16 protein-coding genes and 1 rRNA gene are annotated in these 21172 nt (G+C 36.7%); 11 read left to right on the forward strand and 6 right to left on the reverse strand.

Annotated features, from left to right (window positions below; genetic code table 11):
* Window positions 1-9 precede the first annotated feature (9 nt).
* Complete coding sequence (locus G7Y57_RS03785; RefSeq protein ID WP_165020833.1) at window positions 10-642, forward strand: YiiX/YebB-like N1pC/P60 family cysteine hydrolase; 633 nt, start codon at window positions 10-12, stop codon at window positions 640-642.
* Window positions 643-719: 77 nt separating this feature from the next.
* On the opposite strand, the gene G7Y57_RS03790 is transcribed toward G7Y57_RS03785, so the two are convergent.
* The 4 genes from G7Y57_RS03790 to carA form a co-directional block, all read right to left on the reverse strand.
* The gene (locus tag G7Y57_RS03790; protein ID WP_165020834.1) at window positions 720-1658 is read right to left on the reverse strand and encodes a hypothetical protein; all 939 of its coding nucleotides are present in this window, start codon (window positions 1656-1658) and stop codon (window positions 720-722) included.
* Window positions 1659-1843: 185 nt separating this feature from the next.
* Window positions 1844-2596 carry a hypothetical protein gene (locus G7Y57_RS03795; protein ID WP_165020835.1) on the reverse strand — a complete coding sequence of 251 codons (753 nt, stop codon included), beginning with the start codon at window positions 2594-2596 and terminating at the stop codon, window positions 1844-1846.
* Between the two features lie 190 nt (window positions 2597-2786).
* Window positions 2787-6005, reverse strand: a complete 3219-nt coding sequence (carB, locus tag G7Y57_RS03800; RefSeq protein WP_165020836.1) for a carbamoyl-phosphate synthase (glutamine-hydrolyzing) large subunit — start codon at window positions 6003-6005, stop codon at window positions 2787-2789.
* Window positions 6006-6031: 26 nt separating this feature from the next.
* Window positions 6032-7102 carry a glutamine-hydrolyzing carbamoyl-phosphate synthase small subunit gene (gene carA / locus G7Y57_RS03805; RefSeq protein ID WP_165020837.1) on the reverse strand — a complete coding sequence of 357 codons (1071 nt, stop codon included), beginning with the start codon at window positions 7100-7102 and terminating at the stop codon, window positions 6032-6034.
* Window positions 7103-7562: 460 nt separating this feature from the next.
* Here carA and G7Y57_RS03810 point away from each other — a divergent pair, with 460 nt between their 5' ends.
* Window positions 7563-8000, forward strand: a complete 438-nt coding sequence (locus G7Y57_RS03810) for a hypothetical protein (protein WP_165020838.1) — start codon at window positions 7563-7565, stop codon at window positions 7998-8000.
* 62 nt (window positions 8001-8062) lie between these two features.
* Here G7Y57_RS03810 and G7Y57_RS03815 read toward each other — a convergent pair whose 3' ends face one another.
* Entirely contained in the window at window positions 8063-10384 is a 2322-nt protein-coding gene (locus tag G7Y57_RS03815) for a family 20 glycosylhydrolase (protein ID WP_165020839.1), read from the reverse strand.
* Window positions 10385-10507: 123 nt separating this feature from the next.
* Between G7Y57_RS03815 and G7Y57_RS03820 the strand changes: the two genes are divergently transcribed.
* From G7Y57_RS03820 to G7Y57_RS03830, 3 genes are all read left to right on the forward strand, one after another.
* Window positions 10508-11821 carry an aspartate kinase gene (locus tag G7Y57_RS03820; RefSeq protein ID WP_165020840.1) on the forward strand — a complete coding sequence of 438 codons (1314 nt, stop codon included), beginning with the start codon at window positions 10508-10510 and terminating at the stop codon, window positions 11819-11821.
* Window positions 11822-11846: 25 nt separating this feature from the next.
* Window positions 11847-13004 carry a diaminopimelate decarboxylase gene (lysA, locus tag G7Y57_RS03825; protein WP_165020841.1) on the forward strand — a complete coding sequence of 386 codons (1158 nt, stop codon included), beginning with the start codon at window positions 11847-11849 and terminating at the stop codon, window positions 13002-13004.
* A gap of 97 nt (window positions 13005-13101) precedes the next feature.
* Window positions 13102-14268, forward strand: coding sequence for a glycosyltransferase (locus G7Y57_RS03830; protein ID WP_165020842.1), 1167 nt, complete (start codon window positions 13102-13104; stop codon window positions 14266-14268).
* A 3-nt stretch (window positions 14269-14271) separates the two neighbouring features.
* Here the strand turns inward: G7Y57_RS03830 and G7Y57_RS03835 are convergent, their stop codons facing one another.
* Window positions 14272-14985 carry an archaeosortase/exosortase family protein gene (locus tag G7Y57_RS03835; RefSeq protein ID WP_165020843.1) on the reverse strand — a complete coding sequence of 238 codons (714 nt, stop codon included), beginning with the start codon at window positions 14983-14985 and terminating at the stop codon, window positions 14272-14274.
* Window positions 14986-15128: 143 nt separating this feature from the next.
* Between G7Y57_RS03835 and G7Y57_RS03840 the strand changes: the two genes are divergently transcribed.
* The 6 genes from G7Y57_RS03840 to G7Y57_RS03865 form a co-directional block, all read left to right on the forward strand.
* A complete protein-coding gene (locus G7Y57_RS03840; RefSeq protein WP_165020844.1) occupies window positions 15129-15857 on the forward strand; it encodes a type III pantothenate kinase in 729 nt (242 codons plus the stop codon).
* On the forward strand, window positions 15844-17151 hold the full coding sequence (locus G7Y57_RS03845; RefSeq protein ID WP_165020845.1) for a hypothetical protein: 1308 nt from the start codon (window positions 15844-15846) through the stop codon (window positions 17149-17151). Before G7Y57_RS03840 ends, G7Y57_RS03845 begins: the two co-directional genes overlap by 14 nt.
* Before the next feature lie 76 nt (window positions 17152-17227).
* On the forward strand, window positions 17228-17842 hold the full coding sequence (gene lptC / locus G7Y57_RS03850) for an LPS export ABC transporter periplasmic protein LptC (RefSeq protein WP_165020846.1): 615 nt from the start codon (window positions 17228-17230) through the stop codon (window positions 17840-17842).
* A 107-nt stretch (window positions 17843-17949) separates the two neighbouring features.
* Window positions 17950-20067, forward strand: a complete 2118-nt coding sequence (locus G7Y57_RS03855) for a peptidylprolyl isomerase (protein ID WP_165020847.1) — start codon at window positions 17950-17952, stop codon at window positions 20065-20067.
* A gap of 76 nt (window positions 20068-20143) precedes the next feature.
* The gene (gene nth, locus G7Y57_RS03860) at window positions 20144-20797 is read left to right on the forward strand and encodes an endonuclease III (protein ID WP_165020848.1); all 654 of its coding nucleotides are present in this window, start codon (window positions 20144-20146) and stop codon (window positions 20795-20797) included.
* A gap of 305 nt (window positions 20798-21102) precedes the next feature.
* A 16S ribosomal RNA gene (locus G7Y57_RS03865) occupies window positions 21103-21172 on the forward strand; the annotation flags it as partial.

A 21172-nucleotide genomic window follows, 5' to 3' on the forward strand; every position in this document is an offset into this window, starting at 1 on the left:
TAGCACAATATGAAACTATTATTAATATCACTGTTCGCTTTATTGCAGCCGAATGCAGATGATTTCAAATTGCAGAATGGCGATCTGATATTTCAGGAGGCGTGTTCGGGCGATGTAGCTACAGCTATAAAAGACGTAACTAAAAGTTCAGATGGCAATCAATTTACACATGTCGGTATTGTTTACATCGATGAGAATGAGAATGTTTTTGTGTTGGAAGCCACTCATCCGAAGGTAATATTAACGCCGCTGAACGAGTATCTATATCCCCAAGAACATAAAGATTCTTATCCTAAATCGGTTGTTGGTCGCCTCAAAAATGAATATCAACATTGCATTCCTAAAGCATTAAAAGAGGGGATGAATTTGATAGGGAAAGATTATGATTATGGCTATATATTAAATAATGATCAGTATTATTGTTCCGAATTGGTTTATGATATTCTGCTGAAGGCAAACAATGGTCTGCCTGTATTTCCTTTGAATGTCATGACTTTCAAATCATCAGAAACAGGAGAGTTTACAAAAGAATGGATCGATTATTTTGATCGGTTAGATGTACCTGTTCCCGAAGGCGAAATGGGTATCAATCCCGGAGCAATGTCTCGGTCTGATGTCTTGAGCATCATTCATTATTATTGATATAGTATTTTGAAAATAAGAAAGGCGGTCCATAACGGATCGCCTTTCTTTATAATTATATTCTTTGTCAGAATAATTTACTGTTTGATGAATGTGTTATAAGTTTCGATTATTTTGTTGTAATCAGACATCGAATAATTGTATAATTGGTTCATCTCATCGCTAGTACCTGTTTGACTTTCTATTTTATCAGCAAGTTTAGTTAAGTAAGACACACAAGAAATAAAATGACGGTAATAGTTTTGATAAACCTCTTTATAGTACACATCACTTAATTTCGAGACATCTTTAGTGGAGATATCTTTATTTTTCTCTAATGTAGCAGATAATGTGCTTAATTCACTTTTTATAGAAGTGATATCGACATCTTCTCTGTTAAGATTGTTGAGAATTCCGTCCAGATCGATAAGATCTTTTTTCATTGGAATAACAAAACTAGCAATTGGACTACTTTCCAATAATATAAGTTCAGCCTTGCTTCCTGCAACGGATGCTTCCTTAGATGCTTCAGCCCATGATTGTTTCGCCTTATTTACATATAGGGCTAGACTGTCTTTTATTGATGCATATTTGGTATATTCCGTATCTGCTATATACTCCTTGTTTGAAAAATAAGCGCTAAGATTACCACACCATTGACTAATGGATTTCATATTGTTTTCACCTTCAGTAACTGCTTTTTTGATAGCATCTTTTTCCGGGAAACTTTGAACACCTGTTAGGGCAGTCGTGTATTCTTGTTGCTGGCGTGGCTGAACAGAAACCACATCGCATCTTATAGCAAAAGGCTGCATATTGGGATTTCTTTTTATTCTATTCAAATTATTTTCAGCATTATCGAATGAGCTTTTGTAATTCTTTAGTGTTTCGTTATACGAATTTCCAAGAGCAATTACAGTGTTACTGAAGCGTATGATATTAGACGCATCTAATTCAGCTTTTGTAGGTTTTTTTTGAGCAAATGTGCTTGTTGCGACAAGGCTTATCAAAGCGAGTACAATTAATCTAAGTTTCATTTGTAAGTTTATTAAAATTTGGAGGTGCAAAGATAAGTTTTATATAGGAAATAAAAAGAGAAAAAATGAGATATGTGTATGTTTGACGCACAATTGCTGAAAGATTAACATTTTAGTAATAGTACAGATAGAAAAAGGACTGCTTAAATAATAAGCAGTCCTTTCTCGTTAATTGATAATTTAAATTATTGAGCTTTTCTATATACAAATTCGCGAGCTATTTCTCCGTTATAAAATTGTTTAACAGGATATCCGTCCTGATCGTATTCATAAGTAATGACAGCTTCAGAATCGTTTACTCTGGTATCATCTATATCGAACGATGTAGCACTGTTTTTACCCATAAATTCGGCACACCACTTCAAATTATTCATATGATAAGCCCAAAACCATTCGGGCAAATTTTGAATGTTGGCAAAAGGCGAAATGTCATTTCCGTATGTATAATCGATATCGCGTTGACCACCATCAGCTACGAAGTGAAAAATATATCTGGTAAGGTTGTTATTGTTATCATAATTGAACTCTTCCCAAAGAACTTCGTCTGCAAAAGTTGTTTTAGTTAAACGCCCTAAGCTATCGATATGTATGCGGTTGCTCTCGGTTGCTCTACCTTGCAATTTCCCTCTCATAGATACATTTTCTGTTACATAATCGGGGCTTGTGTACGTATATCTGATATTCGTAATTATATCCCCTCTGTCGCGGTTCATATTGCGTTCTACCAGTCGGTCACTTTTATCGTATTTCAAAGAGTATTCACGATAAAATGCTATACCCATCTCTGAAAAAAAGACCAGCTGATTTTTAGCGTTATACCTGAACTCGATTGTTTCGCTTTCCACAGTAGAATTGATTCTATGTACTAGCTTTTTAACTTGGGCATTTAAACTGCATGTAGTTAAAAGGATGGCAACAATGATTAATAATTTCTTCATATAGGTGTAATAAGAGTAACATGATTTTGTATAAATAATTACTTATAATAACAGATAACAGCGTATTTAAGTTTTTATTATTTAAAGAATAAAAAAATATAATGATTTGAAGCTTCTTTGTGCTAAAAATAGTGAAAAAATAAGAACCATCCGGGAAGGATGATTCTTATTTTTATTATCAGGAAGTTATTTATTCGTATTCATCCCAATGCTTGATCTCGATATCGTCTACATCCATTTTACAGAATGCTTGGATATATGCGGATGCTAAGCGTGAGTTGGTTAATAATGGCACATTGTAGTCGATAGATGCGCGTCGTATTTTATATCCGTTGTTCAGCTCACTAGATGAGAAGTTCTTCGGAATATTCACCACCATATCTATCTCTTTGTTTTGTATCATTTCCAATGCACTTGGTTTTTGATCTTCGCTAGGCCAGTATACTTGTGTCGAAGGTACTCCGTTATCCTCAAGGAATTTTTGAGAGCCCCCTGTTGCATATAGATCATATCCTTTCAGATGTAGCAATCTTGCCGCTTCCAGCATATCTACTTTCGATTTAGCCGGACCTGTCGAGAATAATACAGACTTCTTAGGAATACGGTGACCTACCGATAGCATCGATTTTAGCATTGCGTCGTAGAAGTTATGGCCAATACAGCCTACTTCTCCTGTCGAAGCCATATCTACACCCAGTACAGGGTCGGCTTTCTGCAAGCGTGAGAATGAGAATTGTGATGCTTTGATACCCACATAGTCCAGATCGAATGCATTCTTATTTGGTTTCTCAACCTCTTTGCCTAGCATTACCTGAGTAGCAAGGTCTATGAAGTTTATCTTCAATACTTTCGATACGAATGGGAATGATCGTGATGCGCGTAAGTTACACTCTATCACTTTTATATCATTGTCTTTCGCTAAGAATTGAATATTGAAAGGTCCTGTAATTTGCAATTCGTGTGCTATTTGCTTCGCAACTTTCTTCACTCGGCGTATTGTTTCCACATATAAGCGTTGTGCTGGGAATTGTATTGTAGCATCACCCGAGTGGACTCCTGCAAACTCTACATGTTCCGATATGGCATACATTACCACATCTCCTTTGTTTGCTACAGCATCGAATTCTACCTCTTTCGCATTCTCTAGGAACTCACTAACTACTACGGGATGTTTTTTCGAAACCTCGGCAGCTAGTCCTAAGAAGTTTTCTAGTTCCTGATCGTTAGAACATACGTTCATCGCAGCACCCGAGAGTACATAAGATGGACGAATCAGTACCGGATAACCTACTTCTTCCACAAATACTTTGATGTCGTCAAGCGATGATAATTCTTTCCAGCGTGGTTGATCCACACCGATTCTATCGAGCATGCTCGAGAATTTGTGACGGTCTTCTGCGTTGTCGATACTTTTAGCAGTAGTTCCAAGTATATTTACTTTCGCTTCATCCAAGCGGATAGCTAAGTTGTTTGGTATCTGTCCACCTACCGAAAGGATTACTCCGTGAGGATTTTCTAGTTCGATAATATCCATTACACGCTCGTAAGTCAGCTCGTCGAAGTAGAGGCGGTCACACATATCGTAGTCAGTCGAAACTGTCTCAGGATTGTAATTTATCATTACCGATCGGTAGCCTTCTTTGCGGATACTTTGCAGTGCGTTAACCGAACACCAGTCGAATTCTACCGACGATCCGATGCGATAAGCTCCCGATCCCAGTACAATTACCGATTTTTTGTCGCCCAAATACTTCACATCATTTTCTTTACCGTTGTAGGTGATGTACAAGTAGTTGGTTTGCGCCGGATACTCTGCTGCCAGTGTATCTATTTGTTTTACACATGGTACGATACCGTTTTCCTTACGTATGCGGCGTACTTCGTGTGTTATAGCTTCAATCAAGGTCGGTTCTTTGCATACTAATTTTGCTATCTGGAAGTCAGAGAATCCCATTTTCTTAGAAGCAAGTAGCAGATTAAGAGGTAACGATTGGATATCGTCAAACTTCTCTATCTCTTTAGAGCAACTATAGATATATTGCAGTTTTTGTAAGAACCAGCGATCTATCTTAGTCAGGTCATGTATTTGATCTACTGTATATCCTTTAATAAATGCTTGTTCTATGCAGAAGATACGTTTATCTGTCGGATTCTTCAGACTTTCATCCAAATCGTCTATTTCGAGTGGTTTGTTAGCAGCAAATCCGTGCATGCCGATATTGATCATACGAAGTCCTTTTTGGATGGCTTCTTCGAAGGTACGACCAATAGCCATAATTTCACCTACCGACTTCATACTCGAACCGATTTCTTTAGATACGCCGTGGAATTTACCTAAATCCCAACGAGGAATCTTAACTACTACATAGTCGAGTGCAGGTTCGAAGAATGCACAAGTAGATTTTGTTACCGAATTTTTCAGTTCGAATAATCCATAACCTAGTCCCAGCTTAGCAGCTACAAAAGCAAGTGGATATCCTGTCGCTTTCGATGCCAGCGCAGACGAGCGGCTTAGGCGGGCGTTAACCTCTATCACACGGTAGTCTTCCGATTCGGGGTCGAATGCATATTGTACGTTACATTCTCCAACTATTCCGATATGTTTTACGATACGGATAGCCAGTTCGCGTAATTTGTGAAATTCTGAGTTGGTCAGTGTTTGCGATGGTGCAACAACGATACTCTCTCCGGTGTGAATACCAAGAGGGTCGAAGTTTTCCATATTGCACACTGTCATACAGTTACCATACTTGTCACGTACTACTTCGTACTCAATTTCTTTCCAGCCTTTTAGCGATTTTTCCACCAAAAGTTGAGTAGAGTAGGCGAGAGCTTTTTCTGCGAGTGCACGTAGTTCTTGTTCGTTGTCACAGAATCCCGAGCCTAGCCCTCCAAGTGCATAAGCAGCACGTACAATAATCGGATAACCTAAGTCGGCAGCAGCTTTTACTGCATCCTCTATCGTACCGACTGCCATGCTCTTGATCGTTTTCACATCGATCTGATCGAGCTTCTTAACGAAAAGCTCACGATCTTCGGTATCCATGATCGCTTGTACAGGTGTTCCGAGAACACGTACATTATATTTTTCCAGCGTACCTGCTTCGAAAAGTTGTACACCGCAGTTTAATGCTGTTTGTCCGCCAAATGCAAGTAATATTCCGTCTGGTTTTTCTCTTTTGATGACCTTTTCAACAAAGTAGGGAGTGATTGGTAAGAAATATATCTTGTCGGCACTGCCTTCCGATGTTTGTACAGTTGCAATATTGGGGTTGATAAGTACTGTCTCTATTCCTTCTTCCTTAAGAGCTTTCAGCGCTTGCGAACCAGAATAGTCGAACTCTCCGGCTTCTCCGATCTTTAAAGCTCCCGAACCGAGGACTAATACTTTTTTTACATCTATATCCATTTTATATTATCTTTATTTTTTGTGGATTATAATTTATCTATAAACATATCGAATAAGAAGTCTGTATCAGTAGGACCACTCGCAGCTTCAGGATGAAATTGAGCCGAGAAGAAAGGTTTCGTTTTATGTTTGATACCTTCGTTTGTTCCGTCATTCAGGTTGATAAAGAATGGTTCCCATTCGCTACCCAACGAGGTGTTTGATACAGCGAATCCGTGATTTTGAGAAGTGATGAAGCATCGTGTCGTGTTAACCATTCTTACTGGTTGATTGTGGCTACGATGTCCGTATTTTAGTTTATAGATGGTTGCACCACCTGCTTTCGATAGCAGTTGGTTACCCATGCAGATTCCACAAATAGGTTTTGTACCTTCCATTGCTTTGCGGATATTTTGTACTGTTGCTTCGCAGAAATCAGGGTTTCCGGGACCATTTGAAATAAACAGACCGTCCCACTCTAATTGGTTGAAGTCGTAATCCCAAGGCACACGTACTATTTTAATGTTCTTCTTTAGTAAGCAGCGGATGATATTATGTTTTACACCGCAATCTACGAGCACTATTGTCTTAGCTCCGCTACCATATTCAATAACCTCTTTACAGCTTGCTTTCGCTACCTGATTTTCGATATTTGGGTCGATAAAGTCTATCTCGTTTGCATCTTTGAAAACAATTTTGCCTTTCATCGCACCTTTTTCGCGGATGATCTTTGTCAGCTCACGTGTATCGATATCATATATACCGGGTACATCATGTTCTTTCAACCAATCGCCAAGGCTTTTCTTTGCATTCCAGTGTGAATATTCGGGAGAATAGTTAGAAACAATTAATCCACTTACCTGTATTTTTTCAGATTCGAAAAAATCTGAGATTCCATTTGTAAATGTATTGTCCGGAACACCATAGTTACCTACAAGAGGAAAAGTGACAACAAGAATTTGTCCCAGATAAGAGGGGTCTGTAAGGCTTTCAGGGTAGCCCACCATGGCTGTGCTGAATACCACTTCGCCGGCACTGGCTTTCTCTGATCCAAAAGATCTTCCTTCGAAGACTGTTCCGTCGTCAAGAATTAATTGAATTGGTTTGTCTGACTGCATTTTTTGTTACAAATATAAATTGTGAGTAATAAGCTATTTACAAAGTTAAAAAAAAAGGAACGAGATATCTAACATATCTGTTCCTTTAGTCTTTATTATAATTGAATGTATTTTCTTCTTTATCATTTTTTCAAATATCCAAGGGTATAATTATGTACATGAATATCTAAAGCACAAAGGTAAAAATAAAAAACAAATTAAACCAACCCTTAATCGTAATATTTGAAAAATAATTTGGTTGTTGTGCCTCTTCCCCGATAAAGTAGGCAATAGAGTAATATTGGCAATGTTCTGTATATGCAGGTTATGACCTTTTTTAGTTGCTTTTTCTAACAAAATCTTATTAATATATAAAAATATATATACATCAGTTTTAATCTATATTTTCTGAAAACTAATTTTGTTTTCCATTGTTTTAGTATTCAGGGAATATCCTATTAATCTCGTAAAAAAAGAAAAAATGTTATATAGTATAATCGGTTATGTAAAAGAGTTCGTGGCAAATGCTGTGGACGAAAACTCCGCAGTGCCAAGTGATAAAAAAGACCTGGCCAGTGAGGCTACAACTGCTGCTGTAATTAATGGATTCAGGGAACATTTTACGTCAGATAATATTTCAGGACTTACCGATCTTTTTTCAGGGAAAGGCCATTCTATTGTAGATAGTCTAAAGAAGGCCGTTAGTGATACTCTTACTGAAAAAGTGGGATTAAGTACCGAAATAGCCAATAGTATCTCGACTTCAGTTGTTCCTCCTATTATAAAAGCTATTTCGAATAAAGTGAATGATCCGAATGAGAAAGATTTCTGTGTAGAGTCTGTTATTGGAGCATTTATAGGCGAAAAGGCGAATAAGAAAGGTGGTCTTTTAGATACAATAGGTGGTTTTTTCGGTTAAGAAAAAGCTACTATAAAAATACAAAGCCCAATATTCGATTTAGAATATTGGGCTTTGTATTTTTAGTAAACCTTTATCTCGTCAAGCATAAGATATGCCTTCTGGCCTTTTTTCTTATGCCAGTCGGGTAAGACCTTGATCGATTCGGCTATAACTTTTATGTATCTTGTCTTTATTGGAGGGAATTTCGCATCTATACCTACGATCATAGGGGAAATATCTTTACCGGGAATAGGGTAAGTATCATTATATATTTGTTTATAATCTTTACCATTATCCGAAGTTAATATTGTAAGTCTTTTCATCTTGAACAGGTCGCCTCTTGTGTTTACAAAGCAATTTATAACGACTGAAGATATTTCAGTTTCGTTTTTCATGTCTATAATAGCTTCCATGTCTGTGCCTAAGAATCCTATCCGTGTGCCTGTTCGGTAACTGGTTATCGCGCCTAGCTGTCCGTCAACAAGAGTTGTTGCTCCATTGAATGAATAACGGCTGGCTGGCTCATGTTTAAGTTGTATGGGTTTTGCTATTGCTTTATGCGATACAAATTTTTTCGTATATGGATTCCCTTTGTTCTTTCCTGATATAGCTTTTATGGTCATATCATTATTTATAGTAATAGGGGTGTTGTATAGTGTCGATTTATTCGTCGGTTCTTCTCCGTTTGTAGTATAATAAATGGGGCTGTTGTCAAATGTTGACAAATATACCTTTATCTCGTTCATCGTTGTATCTATGACGATAGAGTCTTGGACACCATATGCTTGTTTACAATTTTCATAACCCAATCTGTCGAAGTGTTTTGATAGATTGTATAGACGTGAAACGAAATTGTTATAATCTTTCTTTTCGGGATTTGTCCAAAGTGTTTCAGCTAATGCAGCCATGCGTGGTAATAACATATATTCTACATTTTTACTAGTAGGCATGTATTCCGACCATATATTTACTTGTGCACCCAGTATATGTTTCTTATTATCCGCATTCAATTCCGATGGCATAGGGTTGTATGAATACACTTTCTTCAGATCGGTCAGCCAGCCAAACGTAAAAGGCTCTTTATCCACATCGGGCGATTGGTAATAATCGAGATAGAGATATGCTTCGGGAGTCATTATTACGTCATGGCCTTTATTAGCAGCATAAATACCACCTTCTGTTCCTCGCCACGACATGATCGTTGCATTGGGTGCAATTCCACCTTCAAGTATCTCATCCCAACCGATTATTTGTTTCCCCTTTGCGTTTATCATCTTTTCTACACGAGCAATAAAATAACTTTGGAGTTGCTCACCTAAAGAATGTTCTTTTGTTTCATGCAATCCCAGTTCTTTTATCCTGTTTTTACATTTAGGACATTCCATCCACCTGTTTTTTAGGCATTCATCGCCGCCTATGTGTATATATTGAGATGGGAATAGTTCTGCAACTTCGCTGAATACATTATCGAGAAAAGAGAATACATCTTCGTTTCCTGCACATAGTGCGTCTTCATAGATTCCCCATTCAGAACCTACAATGTATGGTCCTCCTGTACAGCCCAATTCGGGATATGAGGCTAAAGCAGCCAGCATGTGTCCGGGTAGATCGATTTCCGGAATAACAGTTATATGTCGTTGAGCAGCATAGGCAACTATATCTTTTATTTCGTCTTGAGTATAATATCCGCCATGAGGAGTGTGGTCGAATGTGGCTGTATGTCTGCCTATAATTGTTGAGTCTCGTTGAGAGCCTATTTCAGTTAACTTAGGGTATTTCTTTATTTCGATGCGCCATCCTTGATCATCGGTCAAATGCCAATGAAAAACATTCATATTGCATAATGCTAATACATCGATATGCTTTTTGACAAAATCAGCTGAAAAGAAATGTCTCGATACATCGAGCGAAGCGCCACGATGTTTATAGTATGGAAAGTCTTTTATTTCTCCGGCAGGGAATTCAATATAGTCTTTAGCACTTGTTGGTATCGATTTGCGTAGTGTTTGTATGGCATAGAAAATGCCAGCCTCGCTACTACCATCGATTGTCATATTGTCTTTATTTATTGAGAGAGTGTAGCTTTCCTTATTTTCGTTTTCGAGAGTGTTTTTGAGGAATATATTGTTGGTTAATGTGCTTGCGCTTTCTCCAATATTTATTGTATAACCGGTTATGTCAGATAGGTCCTTGGACAGAAATTCGGCTAATATTCGGTGACTATTATTCTCTTTTTGATAAACAATTTTGGTTGATTTATTCAATATGAATGGATCGCCTTCTGTTAATTTTATTTCTTGTGGTAAAGGAACGACATTGTAGTCTGCTAGTCTGAAATCTTTGTCCTGAACACATGATATGATTAAAATAGTAAAAATGATGGATGTAAAGTATTTGTACATGGCTCAGAATGTTAGAAAAATGTGTTTAATTTGATTAATCTTATCAAATATAGTGTTTATTGTGAAATAAATGCTCGAAATTTTTGTATTTTTGCATGACGAAAATATCTAAATGAATTAAAGATGAAGGTTCTAAAGTTTGGTAGTGCATCTATAGCTACAGCAGAAAAAATAGGGCATGTTGCCACAATAGCAACGCAAGAGCGAGGTAATATAATTGTTCTATCTTCGATGCGTGGTACAGCAGAAGCTTTGGCCGAAATATCGGATTATTTATATAAAAAGAATCAAGAAGGTGCTATTGAAATCATTAATAGGCTTCAATCTCATTTTCAGAATTTAGTTTCTGAACTTTTCGTAAATCAAGATGCGAAAAGTCAGGCCGATCAATTTATTGAAGACAAATTCAATCATATCCGATCTTTCACAAAAGATCTTTTCACACTGTTCGAAGAACGGGTTGTGATGGCTCAGGGCGAACTTATCAGTTCGGAGCTATTTTATATATATCTAAAACAAAAAGGATTAAATGTAGTTTTGCTGCCTGCACTCGATTTTATGCGTACAGACAAAAACTCTACTCCCGACCCTGTTTATATAAAAGACAAACTAAGAGCTTTGCTCAATGCATCTGAAGGTGCGGATATTTACATTACGCAAGGATATATTTGCCGTAATGCATACGGTGAGATCGATGATCTTCACCGAGGAGGTAGCGATTATACAGCATCATTGATTGGTGCGGCTGTCAGCGCAGAAGAAATACAGATATGGGCTGATGTAGATGTTATGCAAAATAACGATCCCCGTTATGTAAAGGATACTACTCCCGTTCGTCAGCTAAACTTCGATGAGGCTGCCGAATTAGCATACTTTGGGGCTAAGATACTTCATCCTACATGTATATCTCCGGCTAAACTTTCTAATATACCTGTACGTTTAAAGAACATGCAGAAACCGGAAGCTCCGGGAACTGTTATATCGAATGCAATAGAGCCTCATACAATAAAGGCAATAGCTGCAAAAGAAAATATAACAGCAATAAAAATAAAATCGGGGAGAATGCTTCTTGCTCATGGTTTCCTTCGTCGTGTATTTGAAGTTTTCGAGAACTATCAGACCTCTATCGACATGTTGACAACATCTGAGATAGGTGTGTCGCTGACTATTGATAATGATAGAAATCTTCAACATATTTTGGACGACCTTAAGAAGTATGGAACAGTGTCTACTGATAGCAATATGGTGATTATATCGGTTGTCGGTGATCTGAATTTCGAAGATGCTCAGCTTGCAGCAAAAATACTCGATGCTGTTAAGGATATTTCTGTTCGTATGGTTTCGTATGGCGGAAGTAAATACAATTTCTCTTTCCTCATACAACGAAAGGATAAAGAGAAAACATTACAAATATTGAATGACAAGCTATTTAATTAAATTTTAATTCTTAATTATAACAATAATGACAAAAGGAACATTTCCTATTGACAAACTTAAAGGTATAGAGACGCCTTTCTATTATTACGATATGGAGCTTTTGAAAAAAACGCTTAAGATTGTAAAAGAAGAGACTAAAAAATATGGTTTTATTCAGCATTATGCAGTAAAAGCAAATGCAAACCGTCGCATCTTGGAAGTAATAGCAACCGAAGGTTTTGGTGCGGACTGTGTTAGTGGAAACGAAGTAAAAGCAGCTATGGCAGCAGGTTTTCCTGCTTCTAAAATAGTTTTTGCAGGTGTTGGTAAAACTGATAAGGAAATTAATGTAGCATTAGATTATAATATCTTTTGTTTCAATGTTGAGTCGTTACCCGAATTGGAAGTTATAAATGAACTGGCTGCTAAAAAAGGTAAATTAGCGCAAGTTGCACTGCGTATCAATCCGAATGTAGATGCACATACGCATGAATATATCACTACCGGACTGAGTGAGAATAAGTTTGGATTCAATATGAATCATTTGGATAAGGTTATTGAGAAAATTGGAACATTAAAGAATATAAGTCTGATAGGAATCCATTTTCATATTGGCTCTCAAATAGAAGATGTAACTACATTTGCACCGCTTTGCGCACGTGTAAATGAATTGCAAAAGTTCTTCGAAGAAAGAGGTATTCAATTGCCACATATTAACCTTGGTGGTGGTTTGGGTATCGATTATGAAGATCCAACAGCTCATCCGATTTCTGATTTCGTAGCTTATTTCGAGTTATTTCATAAGAACTTGCAATTGCGTGATGGACAAACTGCTCATTTCGAACTAGGTCGTTGTATTGTTGCTCAATGTGGTGCATTAATGACAAAAGTTACTTATGTGAAAGAAGGCGAGAATAAAAAATTTGCTATCTTAGATGCCGGTATGACCGATCTTATTCGTCCGGCATTATATCAGGCATATCATAAAATAGAAAATATATCATCGGATCTGCCTGTGCAGAAATATGATGTAGTAGGGCCTATTTGCGAATCGTCGGATACCTTTGCTAAAGATTACGAATTGAACGAAACAAAAAGGGGAGATCTTATTGCACTTCGTTCAGCGGGTGCTTATGGAGAGATAATGGCTTCGCAATATAATTGCAGGGAGATTCCTAAGGCATATTTTTCGGACAAGATATAATTAAAGACATATTTTAATAATGTGCAAGGGTCGTATGAAAAGATATGGCTCTTGCGCTTTTTTGCGAAACACGTTTTTTTTGAACAAGTAAACTAAAATGGAGCAAATCTTATCCTACTTTATATTCGACAAGATAGAAATTATCGGGTTATCGTTTTTCTTCCTGTTTTTCTTATTACAAATCTTTTATTACGTAATATATTATAGAAAGCCTTTAATATATGCACGTAAGCAGGAAGAAGCTAAAAGAGAAGGACGATTATTAGAAAATAAGCCTAAGGTTTCTGTTATAATAGAATCAGAGAATGAAGCTTACCGCTTGGAGAAAAGTTTGCCCTTGATTTTAGAGCAGGATTACCCCGATTTTGAAGTTATAGTAGTAAATAACGGATCTACCGATGAGAGTTACGATCTACTGCAATCGCTCCGACTTAAATATCCGAACTTGTATCATACTTATGTGCCTAACTCTAGCGATAGATCTTTCGGACGTCGAAAATTAGCACTCACATTGGGTATAAAAGCTGCAAAAGGAGATGTGTTATTGTTTACCGAACCTTATTCGCAACCTGTTTCTGATCAGTGGATATCGTTGATGGTGAAGGATCTAAAAGATGATAAAGAAGTTGCTTTAGGTTATTCATATTATAGAAAATCGAAGAGTTTCTTTAATCGCATAGCTCGCTTCGATAATCATTTATTCAGTATGCAATATTTATCTATGGCTATCAGAAATAAGCCATTTATAGGTGTATACAGAAATGTTGCTTTTCGTAAAAGCTTGTTTTTCGATAATAAAGGTTTTGCATCGTTTCTTGGACTGGAAAGCGGAGAAGTGGTCTTCCTTAATCAGATTTTGACAAGAGAAAATACTGTGGTAGTAGTGTCACAAGACAGCTTTATAGAAACTAACATGGATAATTCGTCTCTGTGGAAACAAATAAAGAAATCTTATTCGTTGGCGAAACCTCATTTTAAAGGTAAGGCGGTGAAAATATTTGCTTTAGAATATTTTTCGCGCTATGTTTTTTATCTTGCTTTGGTTGGATTAATCGCTTATTCCGCTGTATTTCAAAAGTGGGTGTTATTAGGGATAGTTCTTTTTATCTTTTTACTGCGGCTGATATTACAATTGGTTGTACTCAATAAGTCGGCCAGTTATTTTTGTTCCGGTAAATTCCATTTTTCTTTGTTGGTAGCAGATGTATTTCAACCTATCTATAATCTGAAATACAGGAGTCGTCAGCGCAGATTTAAACGCTGATATTTATTCAGCTACTTCTTGAGTGTTTATTGCACTTTTAGCCTTTAGTCTTTGGAATGGTTTGTTGATCTTTTCTTCCCATATCAGCCATAATACAAACATTACACCATCGTAATATAGCCAAGTGAATACATCACGGTGAAAAACATTGAACCAATCCACGTAAAATTCCCAATAGCTTGCTCTTGTATTTTCCCAGGTGCGACCATTGTACCACTCGTTAACAGGAATGAACCACAGAGGGTAAGGATCTTTTATGATTATACATATAATCGCTAAGCGAAGTATATTTATTATAAGAAGGATAAAAAGTGATAGCGGTATAAACCATAGTTTCTTTTTTATCGGGCCAAAATAAAACACCATGATAAACAGAAACATAAATAATTGTTTCAGCCCTGTACAACCCCAAATGATGTCAACGCGTAATGAACCGTCGAAGAAAATGGTGCTGCCTTCTATTTTGAAATCAGAGTATCCGAATAAAGTATGCACAGTCCAATACACAGCTTTAGCAGTCCAGAGGCATATCCCGTCAGTATAAGATGTAAGATCGTTACCCAAAACAAGTAATACTCTTTCGTCTACACCTTGGTGGACACATAGCTTCCAGATCAGGTCGAATAAAATAAATAAGAAGAGAAACCATATAATATCCTTAAATGGCTCTATTATTTTGAAATATTTGTTCGAACTTAACTTTGCTGTTATATCCATCGCGTAGTTTGATTGCTATGCGAAGATATTAAGAATAAGTATAATTAATATTTTTAAGATAAAAAAAATATGACATTTTATCTAAAAAGTCTGTTAACTAAGTTTTTTTAATTTACTTTGCACAAATTTCATACTGTTTTTAGGTGAACTTAGTAATAGATCAGGGTAATACTGTAACCAAAGTCGCTTTCTTCGAAGCTGGTGTACTTATCGAGACATTTCTTTACGATATTTTTGACGTAAATGTTTGTTCTTCATTATTAGCCCATTATACTGTCGAAAGATGTATATTCTGTAGTGTGATACACACTTCACCCGAAATTTTGGCATATTTGAATAATAATTTGCCTAATTTTATGTTTATAGATGAGAATACGCTTTTGCCGATAAACAATAGGTATAAAACACCTAAAACATTAGGAAAAGATCGTTTAGCTGCAGTTGTAGGAGCAAATGGAATTTTTCCGGGAAAGAATATATTGGTTGTAGATATAGGGACTGCTATTACTTACGAATTTATTGATAGCCTGTCTAATTATTATGGAGGAAATATATCGCCCGGTATAAGTATGAGATTTAAAGCTTTAGATAAATATACAGGGAAGCTTCCTTTGATAGACCGCTATGGAGAACTCACAGATATGGGATATGATACCGAAACGGCGATCAGAGCAGGAGTGATAAATGGTGTAATTTACGAGATTCGCTCTTACATAGAACGCTTTTCTACAAAATATCCGGATATAGAAGTTGTTCTTACCGGGGGGCATACAAAATATATAGAATCGCAATTGAAAGAGCCTGTATTTGTTGATATAGACTTAGTATTGAAAGGATTAAACAGAATATTGAATTATAATGTTAAAGAATAAAAAACTTTTGCTCATAGCCATTATGGCTTGTTTCTTTTGCTCTGTAGGAGCACAGACAAATTCTCCTTATAGTAGATATGGTTATGGAGTCTTAAGGGATCAGGTCGTAGGACCATCCAAAGGTATGGGTGGAATTGGTTATGGACTTCGCAATAGTTTAAGTGCCAACCCATCGAATCCGGCTTCGTATTCGGGAGTTGACTCGCTTACATTCCTTTTTGATGTGGGTGTTTTTGCAAATAAAGCAAAATTGAGTGATGATTCGGGGTCGCGTTCCGACTATAATGGTGGACTCGATTATATTACAATATTAATGCCGGTAGGCAAGGGGATCGGCGTCAGTGCTGGTATATTACCATTCAGTAGTGTTGGGTACGACTTTGGAGCTTCGGGTACAGAAGGTTCGGTGAACTATATTCGTACTTTTAATGGATCAGGTGGTTTTAGCCAAATATATGCCGGAGTAGGATATAAAACACCTTTTGTGAAAGGATTATCGGTTGGAGCAAATGCGTCGTTCTTATTTGGTACACTAAGTCATACACGTAGCCTTTCTTATTTGAGTACTTATGGTAACCTATCCACTGAAATTAGTGAGTTGACCATGAAAACGTTTAAGTTCGATATTGGAGCACAATATGAAACACAATTAAACAAAAATAATAAGTTGATTCTTGGAGCTGTATTTTCTCCTTCTATGAATACTACAGCCAATTTTCAGAACTTGCATCGTGAGTTTACAGCGGCTGGATCTACAATATCTATCGATACTTTAGCCGTAAATGGTGTAAATGCGGGTATGCCTTCCACTGTGGGGCTCGGTTTTACTCTCGTTCATAAAAATAAATTAGTAGTAGGAGCTGATGTTCTGTACCAGAGTTGGACTAAAGTTAAATATTCATCGCTGATGGGCGATGGACTTAAAGCGTCAGATCGTTTCAATGATAGATGGAAATATAGTGTCGGAGGAGAATTTACGCCGGATCCGCTATCAAGAAGTTTTATTCAAAGAGTTAAATTTAGAGCAGGGGCTAATTATAGTAATTCGTATCTGAATGTTATGAACTCGGCAGGTGAAATAAATGGTTTTAACGAGTATGGTGCTACTATCGGATTTGGGATACCACTACGAGATAGAGAGTCGTTTGGTAGCAGAACTTCTTATTTGAATATAAATTTGGAGTATAAGAAAATAAAACCGGAAGTAAGCAGTATGATTGACGAGCAATATTTTGGAATATCAGTCAATGTAAATATGAATGAGCTGTGGTTCTTCAAAAAGAAAGTATATTAAATAAATAATAGATAGATGGTAGCCTCAATAAATTATTGGGGCTCGTTCTTTTCTACGAATTATAGTTTATAGGGTAATGTCAAAGTTCAAATCGAAGAAGGTGATTAGCATAGTAGTGATATTAGGGATAATAGCACTTATAGCCTATTCTATGTTCGGAGAAAAGAAGGAAACGGATGAGCCTGTCGATTTGGTTTATAATCCAGACTCTATACCTATGTTGAATACCGACAGCGTAACGATGCTTATATCGGACTCCGGTCTTATTCGCTATAAAATGTTAGCGAAGACTTGGTTGGTATTTAGCGAAGCTAAAGATCCTTATTGGTTATTTCCAGATGGCTTTTATGGAGAGCAATTTGACTCTTTATTCAATATAATATTAACAGTGAAAGCCGATTCCGTTTGGAATTTCGAAAAACGTAAGTTATGGCAGTTACGAGGTAATGTATTTATTCGAAATAGTGTTGGGGAAACCTTTGCCAGTGAAGAATTATTTTGGGACCAACGCGACCAAAAAATATATTCAAACCAATTTGTAGAAATCAACAGACCCGAAAAAGGTATTTTGAGAGGAAGTGGCGGTTTTGAGGCGAATCAGCAAATGACAGAATATAAATTCGCAAAAGTCCGAAATTCGGAGATATATGTAAATGAAGATAATGAGGCGGACGAAGAAAAAATAGAATAGTCTGCTAATTTTGAGTGGAATTTAATCTCAATTTATTATCTTCGCGTGCTGAATGTAAATTATTCGTAAAATAGAATAGTAATAAAATAACAATAATAAAAATTTAGATGGCTGCATTACAGGTAATTAGAGGCAGGGCTGGCTTGCTTATCGGTGTTTTAGGAGTGGCATTGCTGGCATTTATTTTGTCAGATTTCTTCACTTCAGGAAATGCTTTTTTTAATAAATTTAAGGATAATGCATTTGCAGTAAACGGAGATGTTGTATCTACTGGTAAATATACCGATAGAGTTGAAGAAAGAGAATTCTTCGAAAAAGTAATGTCTAATAAAAGTAATTTAGACGAAGCTACTATGTCTCAGATAAGAGAAGTGGTTTATCAGCAAATGGTTAAAGAGATGATGCTTGATGAGCAATCGGAAGCTTTGGGCTTAGCTGTAACTCCCGAAGAATTGTCAGACATGGTTTATGGAGAAAATGTTTCTCCGATGCTTGCCAGATTACCTATATTTGTTGACCCTCAAACCGGAAGATTTGAAAAAGCTTATTTAGTTGAGTTTTTAACAGATATAAATCAAGATCCGTCGGCTTTATCACCGCAGCAGCAACAAGACCTGTTAACCCGCAAAAAATTATGGGCGACTATAGAAGGCATGTTGAAATATCAACGCCTTGAAGAAAAATACGCATCGCTTGTTGCAGGAACAGTTCTCGTAAATGATTCAGAAGCGAAAGCTGCATATACAGATTCTAAAAATGTAGCGAGTATCGCTTATGTCGTTGAAAAATATACATCTCTTTCAGATTCTTCGGTAACCGTATCTGATGCAGAATTAAAAGCTCTTTACGATTTACGTAAGAATAGCTTTAAAATAGATAGCGAACTTCGTAAGATATCATACTTTATAAAAGATATGATCCCGAGTGAAGATGATTATGCTGCTGTAAAAGCTGAAATGGATGAAGGTGCAGAAAAATTGGCTACTACAGATAATCCGGCATTAGTTGTTGCAGGCTTTTCGGGTAATCAATATATCGATACATATATAGCAGTTTCAGCTCTTCCTGCAGAGGCAAAAGCTTTTGTAGAATCAGCATCTATTGGTCAGATTTATGGACCGGTTCGTGATAATCAATCATTTATAATGTATAAATTAGTTGATAAAACAATTGCTCCGGATTCTATAAAATTGCAAATAATACCATTACCTCAAGGACTGGAGTTTAATGCAGCTAATGCAATTGCAGATAGCCTTCTGAATGTAATAAAAGGCGGAAAAGAATTTGCCGTTGTGGCAAATGAGATTATGCCGGGTTCAAATGGCGGAGAATTGCCTATGATAGACGAGATGAGCTTAGCCAGAGCTGGTGTTCCTAAAGAATGCTTTGAAGCAGCAAAAGGTGAGGTGTTGAAGATCGCTATAAATGGAGAGACTCAATTGGTACGCGTTGCAGGTAAATCTAATCCCGTTCCGAAAGTGAAATTGGCTGTGGTTCAATTACCGGTAGTTGTTAGTGATAAAACACAAAGTGCTATTGATAATGAATTGAATCAATTTATTAGTGAAAATGGAAACTTGGAGAATTTCAACAAAGCAGCTCAAGCAAAAGGATACAGTATTGTACCAGATGCTCTAATTTCTCCATCAGAGATAGCTTTGAATCAAACAGCAGGTACACGTCAGGTTATTCACTGGGCTTTCAATGAAAAAGTAGGAACAGTGAAGAAATTCGATATGTCTGACAAGCGAATAATTGCTATAATTGCAGGAGAGATAAATGACGATTATTTACCTCTGTCTGAATTGAGAAAAGGATTGGAAGCAGAACTTATCAGAGATAAGAAAGCTGAAAAAATAATTGCAGATTTGAAGGCTAAAAATCTAACGTCTTTAGACGCCTATGCAGATGCTGTTGCAGGCAAGGTCGATACTGTTAAGTTTGTTACTTTCCAAACCGGAGATATTGCAGGACCGGGTTACGAACCTGTTTTGAATATATATTCAAAAATAGGGCAAACAGGTAAATTAGAAGGTCCGGTTAAAGGGCGTGCAGGTGTTTATGCAATCAATGTTGTGGAAAAAACTGAAAGTCCAACAGAGTATAATTCTACTCAGATTAAACAATTTCTACGTCAAAATAGCTATTATCAGCTAATGTCTGGAGCATTGCAAGCACTTCAAGGTAAAATGGACGTTAAAGATAACAGAGTTAAATTCTGGTAATACTGGAATTATTATAATAACCCATAAAATCCCTTGTAGTTTGTCTATAAGGGATTTTGTGTTTTTAATATTTGTAATGACAAAGAAAGAGCGCTATACAAAAGTCCTTAATTGGTTTGAGCAAAATATGGCAGTGGCCGAAACAGAGCTGCATTATAATTCACCATTTCATTTACTGATAGCTGTGATTTTGTCGGCTCAATGCACCGACAAACGAGTAAATATGGTAACACCGGCATTGTTTGAGGCATACCCTACACCAGAAGTAATGGCTGTATCTTCGCCAGAAGTTGTTTATGAGTATATCAAAAGTATTTCTTATCCCAATAATAAGGCTAAAAACTTAATTGGTATGGCTCGTAAATTGATGGCCGATTTTGGGGGCGAGGTGCCACAGAATCTTGAAGAGTTGGAGTCATTACCTGGGGTTGGTCGTAAAACTGCGAATGTAATGCTTATAGTAGCTTTTGGGAAGCCGGCAATGCCAGTCGATACACATGTGTTTAGAGTATCTAATAGAATTGGACTTACCGATAACTCTAAAACACCACTGGAGACCGAAAAAGAATTAATGAAATATATCCCAAAACGGCTGTTGCCAAAAGCACATCATTGGCTTATTTTGCATGGAAGATATATTTGTTTGGCTCGTAAACCAAAATGTGAAGAATGCGGTTTAACTATGTGCTGCAAATATTTCCTAAAAATAGGAAAAAAAGAGCTTTTGTAAGTTGCTTAAAACTAGGAGACTTGTAATTATTTTGTTTTTATTTGAAAAAAACTTCTTGAAATGTTTGGAGTTCCGTATAATTAATACTTATCTTTGCACCCGCTTCACCGCTGAACGCAGCGCCTGAAGTTGATAAAAAAAGAAGCGATCTTTGACTAAATGATAACAATAAACAATAAAAAGTAGTACAAGGGAATTATGTATTGATTCGTTCAATACGTAGTTCAATTAGCTACCCGATCAATTCTTTTAAAAGAATTCAATAGATCGAGCAGGATCAAGCAAAAGTATAAGAAAAACAATATACAAAGAAGAGTTTGATCCTGGCTCAGGATGAACGCTAGCGACAGGCCTAACACATGCAAGTCGAGGGGT

This window comes from Dysgonomonas sp. ZJ279 (genome assembly GCF_011039205.1).
GTDB lineage: Bacteria > Bacteroidota > Bacteroidia > Bacteroidales > Dysgonomonadaceae > Dysgonomonas.